The organism is Catenulispora subtropica (genome assembly GCF_039531675.1).
In the GTDB taxonomy this organism is placed as follows: Bacteria; Actinomycetota; Actinomycetes; order Streptomycetales; family Catenulisporaceae; genus Catenulispora; species Catenulispora subtropica.
In genome coordinates, this window is sequence record NZ_BAAAQM010000074.1 from 9,274 (window position 1) to 25,484 (window position 16,211).

Genomic DNA, 16,211 nt, shown 5'->3' on the forward strand with positions numbered 1-16,211 from the left:
CCTGTTTGGGGCACTGCTGGTGGTCAGGGTCCTGCGGGTCAGCCTGGTCCGGACGGTACCGGTGGTGGTCAGCCTGCTTGGGGTACCGCTGGCGGTCAGGCGCCTTCCGGTCAGCCTGGTCCGGATGGTACCGGCGGCGGTCAGCCTGTTTGGGGCACTGCTGGTGGTCAGGGTCCTGCGGGTCAGCCTGGTCCGGACGGCACCGGTGGCGGTCAGCCTGTTTGGGGTACCGCTGGTGGTCAGGGTCCTGCGGGTCAGCCTGGTCCGGACGGCACCGGTGGCGGTCAGCCCGCTTGGGGCACTGCTGGTCAGAGTGCTGCGCCGGGTCAGCCGCCACAACCCGTATGGGGCACCGCAGGCCAGGCTCCGGCCCCCGGTCAAGCGCCTCAGCCGGTCTGGGGAACCGCCGGCCCGACTCCGGCACCCGGTGGCACCGCGGGGCAGAGCGGTGCGCCCGGTCAGGCTCCTCAGCCTGTCTGGGGAACCGCGGGGCCCGCTCCGGCCCAGCCCGGATCCGACGGCACCAACAGCGGTCAGCCTGTCTGGGGCACCGCTGCTCAGAGCTCCCCGCCCCCTCCTCAGCCTGTCTGGGGCACCGCTGCCCAGAGTTCCCCGCCCCCTCCTCAGCCCGTCTGGGGAACCGCGGGCGAAGCTCCCGCTCCAGCCCCACAGCCTGTCTGGGGCACGGCAGGCCAGACCCCGGCCGCCGCAGGCCCGTCAGGATCCGCGCCGGGCGGCCCGGCCTGGGGTCCGTCCGGCCCCTCGGGCAGCGACATGCCGACCATCGTCGCTCCGTCCAGTTCCCCGACGCCGACCGATCCGCAGGCGCCCGCGTGGATGAGCGCCTCTGCGGCGAACACTGCGAGTGAGCCCGCTCCGGCGCCCCCGGCTCCTTCCAATCCTTGGGACGACGAGCCCCAGGCTCCCGCGATCGCCGGTCTTCCGGCCGGCTTCACGCCGATCGGCGAGGAGGCCAAGAAGCTCGCCGAAGCTGAGCCCCAGTCGGAGGCCGAAGCCGAGTCGCAGCCTGAGCCCGAGCCGCAGCCTGAGCCCGAGCCGCAGCCCGAGCCGCAGTCCGACTCAGCCGCCGGCGACGTCGGGGCAGCGTTCGGCACGTCGCCTTCGGACCCCTCCTCGCGCCCCGAGCAGCAGCCGTCCGCGTCGTCCGCGTCGCCATCCGAGTCGCAGCCGTCCGCGTCGCCGTCCGAGCCGCTGCCCACGCCGCCCTCCGAACCACCGTCCCCGGCGCTCGCCGACGTCGACGCGGCCTTCGGTCCTCCCAAGCCCGCCGCCGACGCCCCCGGCGCGCTCAGCGGCCCCGGCATCCCGTCGATCGCCCCGCCGACCTTCGCGACGGAGTTCAACATCCCCGCCGTGAGCCCGAACGCGTCCGCGTCCGGCGATGAGGCGTCTTCGTCTCCGTCCTCGTCCTCGTCCTCGTCCTCCTCGATCGGGATCCCCTCGATCGCGCCGCCGACGTTCGCGACCGAGTTCAACATCCCGGCCGTCACACCCCCCGGCTCCGACTCGGACTCCGCGTCCGACGACGCGGGCCGTCCGTCCACCGCGGCCCCGGCCTCCTCGTCGATCGGCATCCCGTCGATCGCCCCGCCGACCTTCGCCACGGAGTTCAACATCCCGGCGGTCTCCCCGACCGATGCGGCTCCCGCTTCCGAAGGCGCGGCTCCGGCCTCCTCGTCGATCGGGGTCCCCTCGATCGCGCCGCCGACGTTCGCGACCGAGTTCAACATCCCGGCCGTCACCCCGGCCGATCCGGCTCCGGACGCCGAGCCCGGCTCCGAGCAAGGGTCGGAGCCCCGGCCCGAGCCCCAGCGGCCGGCCCCGTCGTCGTCCTCCACCGCGATCCCCTCGATCGCGCCGCCGACGTTCGCGACCGAGTTCAACATCCCGGCCGTCACCCCGGCCGATCCGGCTCCGGACGCCGAGCCCGGCTCCGAGCAAGGGTCGGAGCCCCGGCCCGAGCCCCAGCGGCCGGCCCCGTCGTCGTCCTCCACCGCGATCCCCTCGATCGCGCCGCCGACGTTCGCGACCGAGTTCAACATCCCGGCCGTCACCCCGACCGACTCCGCCCTCGACGAGACCGCGCCGACTCCCAAGCCGGCCATCGGCGTCCCGTCGATCGCCGATCCCGCGTGGGCCACCGGCTTCGGCCTCCCCGCGGCCCCCGCGACCGACCCCGCCCTCGACGAGACCGCGCCGACGGCCAAGCCGGTCGTCAGCGTCCCGTCGATCGCCGACCCCGCGTGGGCCACCGGCTTCGGCATCCCGACGCCGCCCTCCGACGCGGCGGAAGCCGACGCACCCGACGCGTCCCACGCGGCCGACGCCAACCCGGACCTGGCCTCCACCACGCGCACCGACACCGGCCCCGCTCCCACGGCGACGGGCCCCGACGCCGCCTGGTCCCCGGCCCCGCCGGTCGCCCCGGACGCTCCCACCGTCGAAACCCCGCTGCCGAACCAGGCACGGCCCGCGTTCCCGGGGCAGCCCGCCACGCCGCCCTCGACCCCGGCCGCCGACACCAACCCCCCGGCCTCCCCGGTCAACCACGCGCCGCCGATCCCCCCGCATCTTCAGCAGCCCATGACGCCGCCCAAGAGCTTCACCGCTCCCGCCGGCGCCTCCGCCTACCAACCCCCGGCCGCATCGCCGATGCCCTCGGTCCCAGCCCCGGTGCAGCCCCCACCTCCCTTCCCGCCGCAGTCGCACCAGCCCCCGCCGCCGCCTCAGGGCATGCAGCCGGGCATGCAGCCGGGCATGCAGCCGGGCATGCCACCGTCGCAGACCCCGCAGGGGCACATGACGATGGTTCCGCCGCCGCCCTCCATGTCCTCGCCCTACGGTGCGCCGGAGCGGCCCACCCTCTCGCCCGACCGCTCCTATCCGGCGGGTCCCAAGCCGACGCTCGTCGACACCGACACTCCCGGCTGGTCGCGCAACAAGCGCATCGGCGTCATAGCCGGGGCCGCGGTCCTGGTGGTGGCCGGAGTCGGGGGCACGATCCTCGCGCTGTCGGGGAGCGGCGACTCGCCGAAGCCCGCTGCCAGCAGCACGCCCGCCCCGCCGGCGAACGGCAGCCCCACCAGCGCGCCCGCCACGTCGCAGTCCTCGACCGCGCAGACGCCGGCCGGTCCGATCGGTGCCGCGCAGGGTGAGGAGGGCGCCAAGGACGTCGTCCTGCGCGGCCTCTACGCCGCCGCGGCGGACCGTGACTTCAAGACCGTCTGCGCCTCGCAGACCCCCGCCGCGCAGAAGGGCGCGGCCAAGGGCGCGCACTGGGACGGCAACGGTGACCCGCTGCCGATGTGTGAGAAGTACTTCCAGGACAACTGGTCGACGATCGACGCCGGCTACCTGCGCGCACGCAAGGTCACCGAGACGAAGCAAGGCGCGAACGCCACCACGATGCTGGTCACCGTGGACGACCCGCCGCCCACCGGCAACGCCACGACCCGGACGTTCACCGTGGTCTGGAGTAACAACCACTGGCTCCTGGAGGCGGCCAAGGCCTGACGGGCCGCGCACCGGCCCCGCCCACCGCCGCCACCGCCCCGCCGCACCAGCGGCGGGGCGGCCGGACGTCCGCTCAGCCGTCCACAGGGCGGCGCCGTGCTCAACGCGACTCGCTTGGACCACTAACCTGTCACCTATGACAGGGCATGGACCGGCGGTCACAGCGGCCGGAAACGCGGCGAGTGCGGGGAGTGACGGCACCTACTTCAGCGCCTATTCCGTGGTCGGCATCCTCCTGCTCCTGGGTGTCGCCTTCGTGGCGGTGGCCTTCGGCGCCAACCGCCTACTCCGGCCGCACGCGCCGAGTCCCGAGAAGCTCCTCACCTACGAATGCGGTGTGGATCCGGTCGGCGAGGGGTGGGCGCACACTCAAGTCCGGTACTACGTATACGCATTTCTCTATGCGATTTTCGCTGTAGATGCCGTATACCTGTTCCCCTGGGCGACCGTCTTCGCCGCCCCGGGTTTCAAGGGCACGACCCTCGCGGAGATGTTCGTCTTCCTCGGCTTCCTGGCGGTCGGCTTGCTCTACGCCTACAAGAAGGGTGTGCTGGCATGGCTGTAGACCTCCCCATCCCGGCCGTCGGCGCCCCTCAGCAGACCGGCGCTGCTTTAGGGCTCCTCAACAGTGCCGCCCCGCAGCCCATGCGGGTCGTCCTCAACTGGGGCCGCCGCTACTCGCTCTGGGTCTTCAACTTCGGACTGGCCTGCTGCGCGATCGAGTTCATCGCCACGTCCATGTCGCGGCACGACTTCATCCGTCTGGGCGTCATCCCCTTCGCCCCGGGGCCCCGCCAGGCCGACCTCATGGTCGTCTCCGGCACGGTCTCGGACAAGATGGCCCCGGCCGTGAAGCGCTTGTACGACCAGATGCCCGAGCCCAAGTACGTGATCTCGTTCGGCGCCTGCTCCAACTGCGGTGGGCCGTACTGGGATTCGTACTGTGTGACTAAGGGTGTCGACCAGATCATTCCGGTCGACGTCTACGTGCCGGGCTGCCCGCCCCGTCCCGAAGCGCTTCTGCAGGGCATCATCAAGCTCCAGGAGAAGATCGCGGCGGAAGACCTCGCTGCGCGCTATAGCGGTCGCGACCCGCGGAAGGCCCCGCGTCTTCCCTTTACGCGGCGCGCTCCCAAGGCGATCTCCGGGGAATCCGTCGCGACAGCCGAGACCAAGGCTTCCTCGAAGACCATCGCGGACATCATCGCAACGGCCCAGGCGCCGGTGTCCTTGCTCCCTCCGCGCGAGGACGCCCCGACGGTGATGCTCCCGATCGTCGACGTGGAGAAGCCGAAGCCGCCGAAGCTCTTCTACCGCCGCTATCCCAAGGAGCTGAAGCGCTCCCGCGATATCGGCCTGAGCATCCTCAACCAGAAGCCGGACCCCGATGAAGACTGAGCACGAGGCCGAGAGCTGGGACGAGGTCCAGGAGACCTTCGGTGAGCGGACGGTCACCGTCGCCCCCGAGAAGTGGCTGACGGCGCTTGAGAGGGCGCTCGCGTACGGATACACGTTCTTCGACTGGCTGACCGCGGTCGACGAGCAGGACGCCGGGTTCGACGTCTTCGCGCACGTCGCCAAGGTCGAGGGCGACGAGAAGGCCGCGCGGCTGCTCATCAGGACGCGCATCCCGCGGGACAAAGCCGAGCTGCCCTCGGCTGTCGGCGTGTATCGGGGGGCGAACTGGCATGAGCGGGAGACGTCCGAGATGTTCGGCGTCACGTTCACCGGTCACCCGAACCTGATTCCGCTGCTGCTGCCCGACGGCTTCGACGGGCATCCGCTGCGGAAGGACTTCGTGCTGGCCGCTCGCGTGGCCAAGGAGTGGCCGGGAGTGAAGGAGCCGGGTGAGGGCGGGCCTTCGCACGGTGCCGGTGGGCGCGCGGGCGCGAAGCCCGCCGCGACGCGTCGCCGCATGGTGCCGCCCGGGGTGCCGGACGGCTGGCTGAAGCCGCTGGCGGAGGATGGCGCCGGCGAGTCGGGCGGTTCCCCGGCCGGACGGGAAGGCGGAGCATGACCGTCACGGACGCCGTCGTCCGGCTGGCCGTCATCCTGGGCTTCTTCCTCGTCGTGCCGCTGGTGGTGGGCCAGATGGAGCACAAGGCGATGGCGCACATGCAGTCCCGGGTGGGGCCGATGTACGCCGGGGCCTTCCACGGCTGGGCACAGCTGGTCGCCGACGGGGTGAAGTTCGCGCAGAAGGAGGACGTGGTCCCGGCCGACGCCGACCGGCGCGTGTTCCAGCTGGCGCCGGCGGTCGCGCTGATCCCGTACCTGGTGGCGCTGGTGACGATCCCGATCGGGCCGGGCACGCAGGTCGGGCGGAACCTGGACGCCGGGCTGTTCTTCGTGCTGGCGGTGATGGGCGTCGGCGTGCTGGGCTCGCTGATGGCCGGCTGGGCGAGCGCGAACAAGTACTCGCTGCTCGGCGGGATCCGCAGCGCGGCCCAGCTGATGGCGTACGAGCTGCCGATGATCCTGGCCGCGGCGTCGGTGGCGATGGCCGCCGGGACCCTGTCGCTGACCGGCATCGCCGCCGCGTGGCACTGGTACTGGGTGCCGTGGCAGCTGATGGGACTGTTCGTGTTCTTCGTCTCCGGCCTGGCCGAACTGCAGCGCCCGCCGTTCGACATGCCGGTCGCCGACTCCGAGATCATCTTCGGCGCGTACACCGAGTACACCGGCATCCGCTTCGCGCTGTTCCTGCTGGCCGAGTACGCCGGCATCGTGCTGCTGTCCCTGCTGACCGCGGTCCTGTTCCTCGGCGGCTGGCGCGGGCCGTTCTACTTCGGCCTGGGGGCCGCGGGCTTCGGCTGGTTCTGGACCCTGGCCAAGACCCTGCTCCTGGCGTTCCTGGTGATCTGGCTGCGGGTCAGCTACCCCCGCCTGCGCGAGGACCAGCTGCAGAAACTGGCGTGGACGACGCTGATCCCGCTGGCGTTGGCGCAGATCGCGCTGACCGGAATCTTGAAGGTGGTCTGATGGCCGACCAGTCGGACAAGCGCGCCGAGAAGCGCGACAAGCGCGGTCTGCCGGGCGCCGGCCTGGCCAAGGGCCTGGCCACGACCCTGAAGACGATGACCCACCGCTCGGTCACGGCGCAGTACCCGGACGTCAAACCGGACCTGCCACCCCGCAGCCGCGGCGTCATCGCCCTGCTGGAGGAGAACTGCACCTCCTGCATGCTCTGCGCACGCGAGTGCCCGGACTGGTGCATCTACATCGACAGCCACAAGGAAGTCGTCCCGGCCACCGAACCCGGCCAACGCGACCGCACCCGCAACGTCCTCGACCGCTTCGCCATCGACTTCAGCCTCTGCATGTACTGCGGCATCTGCATCGAGGTCTGCCCCTTCGACGCACTGTTCTGGTCTCCCGAGTTCGAGTACTCCGAGTTCGACATCGTGGACCTGCTCCACGAGAAGGACCGCCTGCGCGACTGGATGTGGACCGTCCCGGTCCCCCCACCCCATGCTTCCAACGCCGAACCGCCGAAGGAGGTCACCGCGGCCCGCAAGGCGGTCGAGAAGCAGGCCGCGGCGGAGGCGAAGGCCGCCGCCGAGCGCGCCGCCGCCGAGGCGAAGGCCGCCGCCGAGGCCGCTGCTCGACGCACCGACGAAACCACCGAGATCCCGAAGATCCGCCCCGAGGCGATGACCGACACCGCGGAGCTGCCGAAGATCGGCCCCGAGGCCGCGACCCAGCCGCTGCCGGCCGCGGAACTGTCGGCGACGTTGAAGGAGGAGATCGCGGCCGCGACCGAGCCGACGGCTGAGGAACCGACCGCCGCCGAGCCGGTCGCCGAGGCCGAGCCGAAGGCTGAGACTCCGACGGAGCCGGTTGCCGAAGCTGAGCCGAAGGCCGATGCGTCGGACGAGCCGACTGTTGAGGAAGCCGCCGCCGAAGCGGTTGCCGAAACCGCACCGGAGGCAGAAGCGCCGACCGCTCCGGTTGCCGAGGCCGAGCCGGTTGTCGAAGCCGAGCCGGAGGCCGAAGCGTCGACCGAGCCGACGGCTGAAGCGCCGACCGCCGCCGAGCCGGTTGCCGAGGCCGAACCGGAGTCTGAGGTTCCGACCGAGCCGGTTGCCGAAACCGCGCCGGAGGCCGAAGCGCCGACTGCCGCCGAGCCGGTTGTCGAGGCCGAGCCGGAGCCCGAAGCGTCGATCGAGCCGAAGACTGAAGCGCCGACCGCCGCCGAGCCGGTTGTCGAGGCCGAGCCGGAGCCTGAGCTTCCGACCGAGCCGGCTGCCGAAACTGCACCCGAGCCCGAAGCGCCGGCTGAGTTGACGGCTGAGGAGCCGACCGCTGCCGAGCCGGTTGCCGAGACCGGGCCGGAGTCTGAAGCTCCAACCGAGCCGGCTCCCGAAGCCCCCACCAAGAAGCCCACCACGCGCCCCCGCAAAACCCCAGCGAAGTCCCCGTCCAAGTCCACTCCTCGCCGCCCCCGCAAGTCCGGCCCGCCCTCCGACTCCTCGGCGTCTGAACCTTCCGAGTCCCCGGAGGCCGACGAATGAGCGGCTCCCGTGCCCTCGGTTCCACCACCGGTGTGGAGATCACCTTCATCCTCGTCGGCCTGCTCACCTTCGCGGCGGCGGTGCTGACCGTCACGGTGCGCAATCTCGTGCACGCCGCCTTGTGGCTCGTCGTCGCGTTGGGGGGTCTGGCCGGCTGCTATCTGCTGCTCGCCGCCGAGTTCGTGGCGTGGGTGCAGGTGCTGATCTACGTCGGCGCGGTCGCGGTGCTGCTGCTCTTCGGGTTGATGCTGACGCGGGCGCCGATCGGGCGGACCACCGAGCTCGACTCCGGCAACCGGTGGGCGGCGCTGGTCGTCGGGTCGGCCACGGCCGGGGTGCTGGTCACGATCGTCGCCGACGCCGTGCGCACCACGTGGTTCGATCCGCGGGACGCCGTCGTCAACGGTACGGCCAAGGCCGTCGGCTCCAGCCTGTTCCGCTACTGGGTGCTGCCGTTCGAGGTGCTGTCGGTGCTGCTGTTGGCCGCGCTGGTCGGGGCGATCGTGCTGTCCCGCCGGGACGTCTCCGCGCTGGGGGACGAGGAGACGGGGGCTGAGGCCTGACATGCACGCCGTCTATCCCCTCACCCTCGCCGCGCTGCTCTTCGCCGTCGGCGTCTACGGGCTGCTGGCCCGGCGCAACGCCGTCGCCGTGCTGATGGCCGTCGAGCTCATGCTGAACGCCGTGAACCTGAACCTCGTCACCTTCTCCGCGCTGCTGCGCGACCAGTTCGGCATGGGGCAGGTGTTCACGATCTTCCTGATCACCGTCGCCGCCGCCGAGATCGGGCTGGGCCTGGCGATCGTGCTCATGCTCTACCGCAACCGCGGCAGTGCGGCCGTCGACGAGGCCCGCGAACTCGGTGAGGACGGTGCCCTCGGCCTCAAGCGGCTGCCGGCCCCCGCGCCGCCCGCGGACTCCGAGACCGACAAGGCGGTGGCCTCGTGAGCACCCTCGCACTCTGGATCCCCCTCCTCCCGCTCGTGTCCGCCGCCCTCCTCGCGGCGGTGTCGCTGTCCGACAGGGGACGCAAAGCGGTCCCGGCGTTCGCGGTGTTCCCCACAGCCACCGCGGCCGTCCTGACCTTCGTCGTCCTCTTCGGTCACGGCACCGGCGCCGCCACCGAGTCCCGCATCCGCTACGCCGCCACCGGCGGTCCGGAGCTCTGGCTCGGTGCGCGCGTCGACGGACTCGCGGCCCTGATCGCGGTGCTGGTCGGCGTCGTCGCCACCGCCGTGCAGCTCTACTCCGTGACCTATATGGCCCACGAGGAGCGCTACACCTCCTACTCCGCGCTCATCTCCCTGTTCACCGCGGCCATGCTGGTCGTCGTCTACTCCACCGACCTGCTCGTCCTGCTGGTCGGCTGGGAGATCATGGGCGCCTGCTCGTACTTCCTCATCGGCCACCACTGGGAGCGCCCCGAGGCCCGCAGCGCCAGCATCAAGGCGTTCCTCGTCACCAAGTTCGGCGACGTCCCGTTCCTGCTCGGCATCCTGTTCCTGGCCCACGGCGCCGGCACCTTCCGCATCGAGCCGATCGTCCGGCACGCGATCCAGCAGGGCGGCCACGGCTACACCGCGGCCGGCGCGATCCTGCTGATCGGCGGCGTCATGGGCAAGAGCGCCCAGATCCCGCTCCAGACCTGGCTCCCGGACGCGATGGCCGGCCCGACGCCCATCAGCGCCCTGATCCACGCCGCCACCATGGTCGCGGCCGGCGTCTACGTCGTGGCCCGCCTCTACCCGGTGTTCCTGGTGACGACCGCCGCCCTGTGGATCCTCGGGATCGCCGCCGCGCTGACTTCCGTCGCCGCCGCGCTGTCCGCCTTCGCGCAGCGCGACCTGAAGCGGATCCTGGCCTACTCGACGGTCAGCCAGCTCGCCCTGATGGTCGGGGCCCTGGCCGCCGGCGGCCGGGACGCCGCCATCTTCCACCTGATGTCGCACGGCGCCTTCAAGGCCCTGCTCTTCCTCGGCGCCGGCGTGGTCATCCACCACGCCGGATCCGGCGACGTCGACGAGCTCAACGCCCACGGGCTGCGCAAGAAGCTCCCGGTCACGTTCGTCACGATGACCGTCGGCCTCGCCGCCCTCGCCGGTCTGCCGCCCTTCTCGGGGTTCTTCTCCAAGGAGTCGATCGCCGGCGCCGCCTACGAGACGGCGACCCACAGCGGCCCCGCCACGTCGATCCTGCCCCTTCCGCCCAGCGGCATCGGTTGGCTGATCCTGGTCGCGACGCTGCTGACCGGATTCCTCACCGCCGCCTACTGCCTGCGCACCTGGTGGATGCTCTTCTGGCCGCTGGAGCGCCGCGGGGTGCGGAAGGTTCCTGAGCCGGTCGGCGCACTCCCCGCACCCGCCTTCGACGAGGACGCCGGCGCCGCGGCGCTCGAAGCCCTCGTCGCCGAGTCCGCGGGCAACGCCGCCTTCGCTGAAGCGTCGAGCATGAAGCCCGGAACCGAGCCGGAAGCGGCACCCGCACGGCGAACCGGCCCCGAAGCCCCCCTCGCCGAACTCAGCCCGCTCGTCGTCCTCGCCGTGCTCACCACGGTCTTCGGCTTCGTCGGTCTGAACCTCGGCTGGTTCCCCAGCTGGCTCGGCGACGCCGACGGCAACGCCTACCGCACGGCCGCGGCCGAGGCCGGGAAGCTCATCCAGCCCGCCGGCGCCTACCATCTGGCCCCGGCCCTGGTCTCGACGGTCCTCGCCGTGTTCGCCCTGCTGCTCGGCGCCGGCCTGGTCGCCGGCGCGCTCCGCTCCCGGCCCGGCACCGACCCGAACCGCGTCCTCGGATTCCTCCGCAAGCCCGCCCGCGAAGGCTTCGGCGCCGACGACGTCCAGGACGCGATCGCGGTCCGTCCGGTCCAGCTGGCGGCCGACGGCGTCGCCTTCCTCGACACGGAGGTCGTCGACGGCTACGTCCGCGGCAGCGGCGTCGCCGCCCGCGGCCTCGGCGAGGGCCTGCGCCGCCTGCAGACCGGCAACGTCCAGCTCTACCTCACCGGAGTGCTGACCGGAGCCGTCGTCATCGCCGCCGCCCTCGGATTCGGAAGGTAGGGAAGCGATGAACGCCCTCCTGTTGGCGACCCTGCTGGTCCCGCTCGCCGGGATCGCGGTGCTCTACCTCGTCCCGCAGAGCTCGGCCGAGCGGATCGCGACCCGCGTCGGCTTCTACACCGGAGCCGTCGTGCTGGCGTTGGCGGTGGTCCTGGCCTGCGTCTTCGACTATTCGAAGACCGGCTACCAGGGTCGCGTCGACTGGAACTGGATCCCGGCCCTGCACGTCCGCTTCCAGCTCGGCGTGGACGGGATCTCGCTGCCGCTGGTGCTGCTCACCGTGCTGCTGTCGGCCCTCTGCTTCTTCTACTCGATCAGGCACGTGCCGGACGGCGGGAGCCAGAGGGCGTACACCGCTCTGCTGCTCACCCTCGAGATCGGGATGCTCGGGACCTTCCTGGCCACCGACCTCATCCTGTTCTTCATCTTCTTCGAGATCGTGCTGCTGCCGATGTGGGCGCTGATCGCGAACTGGGGGAGCGAGGACGCCAAGGCCGCGGCGACCAAGTTCATCCTCTACACGCTGCTCGGCTCGGCCGTCATGGTCGTCGGCTTCCTGGTGGTGTTCGCCTACGCCGACAGCTTCGACATGGCGTGGCTCACCGCGCACGCCCGGACCGACGTGCCCAAGGGCGCGGCGCTGACCGCGTTCGCGTTGATCGGCCTCGGGTTCGCGGTGAAGACCCCGATGTTCCCGCTGCACACCTGGCTGCCGGACGCCCACACCGCGGCGCCCACCGCGGGCTCGGTGCTGCTGGCCGGGGTGCTGCTGAAGATGGGCACCTACGGCTTCGTGCGCATCGCCGTCCCGATCCTGCCGCAGGCCGCTCCGACCTACGCGCCGGCGCTGGCCGCGTTCGGGGTCGTCGGCGTCATCTACGGGTCGCTGGCCTGCCTGGCGATCGTCCGCAAGCCCGACGGCGACCTGAAACGGCTCATCGCCTACTCCTCGATCGGCCACATGGGCTTCGTGCTGCTCGCCATCGGGTCGCTGACGCCGGCCGGGATGAACGCCGCGCTGTTCGCGTCGGTGGCGCACGGCCTGATCACCGGCCTGCTGTTCTTCCTCGTCGGCGGTCTCAAGGTGCGGGTGCACTCGGCCAAGCTCGACGACATCGGGCGCGCGCTCTACCGGAAGGCGCCGAGGTACGGCGTGCTGCTGGCCTTCGCCGCCATGGCCTCGCTGGGCCTGCCCGGCCTGGCCGGGTTCTGGGGCGAGGTGCTGGCCCTGTTCTCGGCGACGAGACCCGGCTCCGGACTGACGCAGGGTTCGTACATCGCGATGGCGGCGATCGCGGCCCTGGGCCTGGTGCTCACCGCGACCTACCTGCTGGCCGTGGTGCGGCGGGTGTGCATGGGCCCGGCCGCCACCGACGGCGAGACGCCGATGACCGAGCTCACCGCGGTCGAGACCGCGACCTGGACCCCGCTGGTCCTGCTCACGCTGGCCGCCGGGCTGTGGCCGACGATGGTGCTGGGCATCACCGATCCCGCCGTCCAAGTCCTGATGAAGGGAGTCTGACGTGGCAGTCTCCTCCCTCGTCCAGAGCATCTCGTACGCGCAGATCGCCGCCCCGCTGGTGGTCGCCGGCGGTGCGGTGGCGGTGCTGGTGGCCGAACTGTTCCTGGCGCCGCGCTTCAAGCGCCTGGTGTCGTGGCTGTCGCTGGCCGTGCTGGCCGGCGCGGCGGCCCCGGACCTGGCGCTGTGGCCGGGCCGGACGCGCGGCACGTTCTGCATGCCGCCGACGGCGATCGGCATGTACTCGCTGGGCGTCGGCGGCCCGAAGACGATGCCGGGGACCTGTTCCTACGCCGCCGACCGCTTCACCCTCATCTTCCAGTTCATCGCTCTGGCCGGCGCCTTCGTCGTGGTCCTGATGTCCGCCTCGTCGATGAAGCGGGACCGGATCCCGACCGGCGAGTACCACTTCCTGCTGCTGTCGTCGGTGGCCGGGGTGCTGGTGCTGGCCGGCTCGCGCGACCTCATCTCGCTGACCATCGCGCTGGAGACGGTGTCGCTGCCGGCCTTCGCGCTCGTCGGCCTGAAACGCTGGAGCGGCCGGTCGTCCGAGGCGGCGCTGAAGTTCTTCCTGATCTCCGTGGCCGCCACCGCGGTGATGCTGTTCGGCATCAGCCTGGTCTACGGTGCCACCGGCAACGTGCACTTCGGCCCGGTCGCCCTGCACCTCGACGGCCTGCGGACGGGCCCGGTCCGGCACCTCGCCTACCTCGGCGTCGGGCTGACGCTGGTCGGCTTCGCCTTCAAGGTGTCGGCGGTCCCGTTCCACTTCTGGACGCCGGACACCTACGCCGGCGCCCCGGTGCCGGTCGCGGCGTACCTGTCGGTGGTCTCCAAGGCCGCGGGCTTCGCGGGACTGATCCTGCTCACCGGCACCGCGTTCAGCCCGCTGCTGAACAAGACCGGTCCGCTGCTGGCGGTCCTGGCGGCGCTGACGATGTCCGTCGGCAACCTGGTGGCGCTGCGCCAGACCGACGCGGTCCGACTGCTGGCCTGGTCCACGGTCGGCCAGGCCGGATACATCCTGGTCCCGCTGGCCGCGCACGATCCGGCGTCGTACGCGAAGCACATCAACGCCTCGATCGCGTACCTGATCATGTACGCCGCGATGAACCTCGGCGCGTTCGCCGTCGTGCACTCCGTGCGCGACACCAGCCTGGACGCCTACCGCGGCCTGGCCAAGACCCGCCCCCTCGCCTCGGCGGCCCTGGCGTTCTTCCTGCTCTGCCTGGCCGGCCTGCCCCCGGGCGTGATGGGCCTGTTCGCCAAGGTCGCGGTCTTCGGCGCCGCGGCGGGCTCCCACCTGGTCTGGCTCGCGGTGGTGATGGCCGTCAACGTCGTGATCGCGCTGTACTACTACCTGTCCTGGACCGCACGGCTGTTCGCGGCCCCCGGAGAGGCGACGGCCTCCGCGGGGCGTTCCCCGGCCACGCTCCGGTTCGCGATCGGTCTGACGGTGCTGGTGTCGGTGGTGTTCTCGGTGTGGCCGCAGCCGGCGCTGGGCGCGTTCTGACGTGACGGCTGCCCCCGACGCCGGACCGGCCGAGCCGTCGCGGAAGCAGCTCGCCGCGAACCGGCGCGCCGAACGGCTCTTCGCGCGGTTGGCCGGCGTCGCGGAACTCCGGCCGAGCGTCGGCAGCCGGGTGGCGGCGATATCCTTCGCGATCGTCGTGCACACGGTGACGTTGGCGCTGCTGACGTCGGGCGTTCTGTTGATCATCCTGCTGCCGCAGACCGTCGGCGGCTGGATATGCGGACCACTTCTGGTGGTCCTGGCCTACAAGCTCAGGCCCCGCGCTCCTCGGCTGAGTGAGGACGCCCGTGTCGTGGAACGCGCCGAAGCCCCCGATCTGTACGGTCTGCTTGACGAGCTGGCGGCGAGGCAGGGCACGCGCACGATCGACACCGTGATCGTCACGACGGCCTGCAACGCCGCCACCTCGACGTACGGCTGGCGTGGGCGGCGGAGTTTGAGCATCGGGGCGCCGCTGTGGGCCGTCTTGTCGCCGCAGCAACGCTTGGCCGTGTTGGCCCATGAGACGGCGCACGGTGCCAACGGCGGCCTTCAGCACCGGCTGGTGGTGGTGACGGCCCTCGACACGCTGCGCCGGTGGTACGAGGTCGCGCACCCTTTGACCTCCGCCCGTGTCCTGCACAGCCGGCCGCCGGGAGTCAGAACGCTGGTCGACCTCGTCGTCCCCCTGCACCTGGTCCACCGTGTCGGTGTAACGATCATCCGGCGCTCCGCCCACCGCGCCGAGTATCTGGCCGACCAGCTCGCCGCGGAAGCCGCGGGCACGGTCGCGATGATCGACGCCCTGGAGCAGTTGCCGGTCGCGCGAGCGGCGATGGCGACGCTCGTCAAAGCCGTCCACGCTCGCGTCCCGTCGCATCCGTGGCGCCTGGTGCGGGACCTCGCCGCGGCCGTGCCCCAGCCCGAGCGAGATCGGCTTGCGGCCGAGGACGAGGCGGAAGGCGTCACTGTGGACGCCACGCATCCTCCGAACCACCTCCGCGTCCGCATGCTGCGCGAGCGTCCGCAACGCACCGGCACCGTGAAGCTCGAGCCGGAGCGGTCGGCGCGGATCGACGCCGAACTGGCCCCCCGGACCGTGCTCCTCGCCGACCGGGTGATCGCCTGGGCGCGCCGCTGACCTGCACCTACCGCAGCGACTGCCCCGCCATCGCCTCCAGCCGCCGCACCCGGTCCGGGATCGGCGGGTGCGTCGAGAACAGCTTCGACATCCCCGCGCCGCCGCCGAACGGGTTCGCGATCATCATCGAGCTGGTCGTCATCAGCTCCGGCTCCGGCGCCAGGGGCCGCTTCCGGGTGCCGCCCTCCAGCTTCACCAGGGCGGAGGCCAGGGCCAGCGGGTCGCCGGTGATGCGGGCGCCGGAGGCGTCGGCCTGGTACTCGCGGGAGCGGCCGATGGCCAGCTGGATCAGAGAGGCGGCCAGCGGGCCCAGGATCATGATCGCGAGCAGGCCGAGCAGGCCCGGGCCCTCGTCGTCGTCGGAACGGCCGATCGGGATCAGCCAGGCGATGTTCACCAGCCACATGATCACGCTGGCCAGCGCGCCGGCCACGGAGGCGATCAGGATGTCGCGGTTGTAGACGTGGGACAGCTCGTGGCCCAGCACCCCGCGCAGTTCACGCTCGTTGAGCAGGTTCAGGATGCCGGTGGTGCAGCACACCGCGGCGTGCTGCGGGTCGCGGCCGGTCGCGAAGGCGTTCGGGGCGTCGGTGTGCGAGATGTACAGCCGGGGCATCGGCTGCCGGGCCTGCGTGGACAGCTCGCGGACGATGCGGTACATGGCCGGCTGTTCGACCTCGCTGACCGGCTGCGCCCGCATCGAGCGCAGCGCCATCTTGTCGCTGTTCCAGTACGCGTACGCGTTCGTGGCGACCGCGAGCAGCAGCGCGATGGTGACTCCGGTCCGCCCCCAGAAGCTGCCGATCACGATGATGATCGCGGACAGCAGCCCCATGAGGGCCGCGGTCTTCACCCCGTTGTGGCGGCCGTGACCGATAGTGCTGGCTGTCATCGATGTCCTTGCCCGTTTGTGGTTCCTTTCGTGCCCCTT

At 71.6% G+C, this 16,211-nt stretch carries 11 protein-coding genes and 2 pseudogenes; 12 read left to right on the forward strand and 1 reads right to left on the reverse strand.

The window, feature by feature from the left end; translation table 11 throughout:
- Window positions 1–837: 837 nt before the first annotated feature.
- From ABD466_RS39720 to ABD466_RS39775, 12 genes and pseudogenes are all read left to right on the forward strand, one after another.
- The gene (locus tag ABD466_RS39720) at window positions 838–3,534 is read left to right on the forward strand and encodes a hypothetical protein (protein WP_344662465.1); all 2,697 of its coding nucleotides are present in this window, start codon (window positions 838–840) and stop codon (window positions 3,532–3,534) included.
- Window positions 3,535–3,670: 136 nt separating this feature from the next.
- Entirely contained in the window at window positions 3,671–4,099 is a 429-nt protein-coding gene (locus ABD466_RS39725; protein ID WP_344662466.1) for an NADH-quinone oxidoreductase subunit A, read from the forward strand.
- Window positions 4,090–4,626: pseudogene (locus tag ABD466_RS39730) on the forward strand (NADH-quinone oxidoreductase subunit B); the annotation flags it as partial. The gene ABD466_RS39725 and the pseudogene ABD466_RS39730, both read left to right, overlap by 10 nt.
- 295 nt (window positions 4,627–4,921) lie before the next feature.
- Window positions 4,922–5,551 carry an NADH-quinone oxidoreductase subunit C gene (locus ABD466_RS39735; RefSeq protein ID WP_344662467.1) on the forward strand — a complete coding sequence of 210 codons (630 nt, stop codon included), beginning with the start codon at window positions 4,922–4,924 and terminating at the stop codon, window positions 5,549–5,551.
- Window positions 5,548–6,516 (forward strand): complex I subunit 1/NuoH family protein, encoded by a 969-nt coding sequence (locus ABD466_RS39740; protein ID WP_344662468.1) that lies wholly within the window; start codon window positions 5,548–5,550, stop codon window positions 6,514–6,516. Before ABD466_RS39735 ends, ABD466_RS39740 begins: the two co-directional genes overlap by 4 nt.
- Window positions 6,516–7,136 (forward strand): annotated as a pseudogene (locus ABD466_RS39745) (NuoI/complex I 23 kDa subunit family protein); the annotation flags it as partial. The gene ABD466_RS39740 and the pseudogene ABD466_RS39745, both read left to right, overlap by 1 nt.
- Before the next feature lie 908 nt (window positions 7,137–8,044).
- Window positions 8,045–8,611: an NADH-quinone oxidoreductase subunit J family protein gene (locus ABD466_RS39750; RefSeq protein ID WP_344662469.1), complete on the forward strand. Its 567-nt coding sequence runs from the start codon at window positions 8,045–8,047 to the stop codon at window positions 8,609–8,611.
- A gap of 1 nt (window position 8,612) precedes the next feature.
- Complete coding sequence (gene nuoK, locus ABD466_RS39755) at window positions 8,613–8,996, forward strand: NADH-quinone oxidoreductase subunit NuoK (RefSeq protein ID WP_344662470.1); 384 nt, start codon at window positions 8,613–8,615, stop codon at window positions 8,994–8,996.
- Window positions 8,993–11,107 (forward strand): NADH-quinone oxidoreductase subunit 5 family protein, encoded by a 2,115-nt coding sequence (locus ABD466_RS39760; protein ID WP_344662471.1) that lies wholly within the window; start codon window positions 8,993–8,995, stop codon window positions 11,105–11,107. Before nuoK ends, ABD466_RS39760 begins: the two co-directional genes overlap by 4 nt.
- A 7-nt stretch (window positions 11,108–11,114) precedes the next feature.
- Complete coding sequence (locus ABD466_RS39765; protein ID WP_344662472.1) at window positions 11,115–12,629, forward strand: complex I subunit 4 family protein; 1,515 nt, start codon at window positions 11,115–11,117, stop codon at window positions 12,627–12,629.
- Between the two features lies 1 nt (window position 12,630).
- Complete coding sequence (locus tag ABD466_RS39770; RefSeq protein WP_344662473.1) at window positions 12,631–14,139, forward strand: NADH-quinone oxidoreductase subunit N; 1,509 nt, start codon at window positions 12,631–12,633, stop codon at window positions 14,137–14,139.
- Between the two features lies 1 nt (window position 14,140).
- Entirely contained in the window at window positions 14,141–15,280 is a 1,140-nt protein-coding gene (locus ABD466_RS39775) for a M48 family metallopeptidase (RefSeq protein WP_344662474.1), read from the forward strand.
- Between the two features lie 7 nt (window positions 15,281–15,287).
- Here ABD466_RS39775 and htpX read toward each other — a convergent pair whose 3' ends face one another.
- Window positions 15,288–16,172 carry a zinc metalloprotease HtpX gene (htpX, locus tag ABD466_RS39780; RefSeq protein ID WP_344662475.1) on the reverse strand — a complete coding sequence of 295 codons (885 nt, stop codon included), beginning with the start codon at window positions 16,170–16,172 and terminating at the stop codon, window positions 15,288–15,290.
- Window positions 16,173–16,211 lie beyond the last annotated feature (39 nt).

Bases quoted from the DNA above. Each gene is read 5' to 3' on its own strand.
- htpX (WP_344662475.1), bottom strand. From the start codon at position 16,172: ATGACAGCCAGCACTATCGGTCACGGCCGCCACAACGGGGTGAAGACC.
- ABD466_RS39725 (WP_344662466.1), top strand. From the start codon at position 3,671: ATGACAGGGCATGGACCGGCGGTCACAGCGGCCGGAAACGCGGCGAGT.
- ABD466_RS39740 (WP_344662468.1), top strand. From the start codon at position 5,548: ATGACCGTCACGGACGCCGTCGTCCGGCTGGCCGTCATCCTGGGCTTC.
- nuoK (WP_344662470.1), top strand. From the start codon at position 8,613: ATGCACGCCGTCTATCCCCTCACCCTCGCCGCGCTGCTCTTCGCCGTC.
- ABD466_RS39735 (WP_344662467.1), top strand. From the start codon at position 4,922: ATGAAGACTGAGCACGAGGCCGAGAGCTGGGACGAGGTCCAGGAGACC.
- ABD466_RS39765 (WP_344662472.1), top strand. From the start codon at position 11,115: ATGAACGCCCTCCTGTTGGCGACCCTGCTGGTCCCGCTCGCCGGGATC.
- ABD466_RS39750 (WP_344662469.1), top strand. From the start codon at position 8,045: ATGAGCGGCTCCCGTGCCCTCGGTTCCACCACCGGTGTGGAGATCACC.
- ABD466_RS39720 (WP_344662465.1), top strand. From the start codon at position 838: ATGAGCGCCTCTGCGGCGAACACTGCGAGTGAGCCCGCTCCGGCGCCC.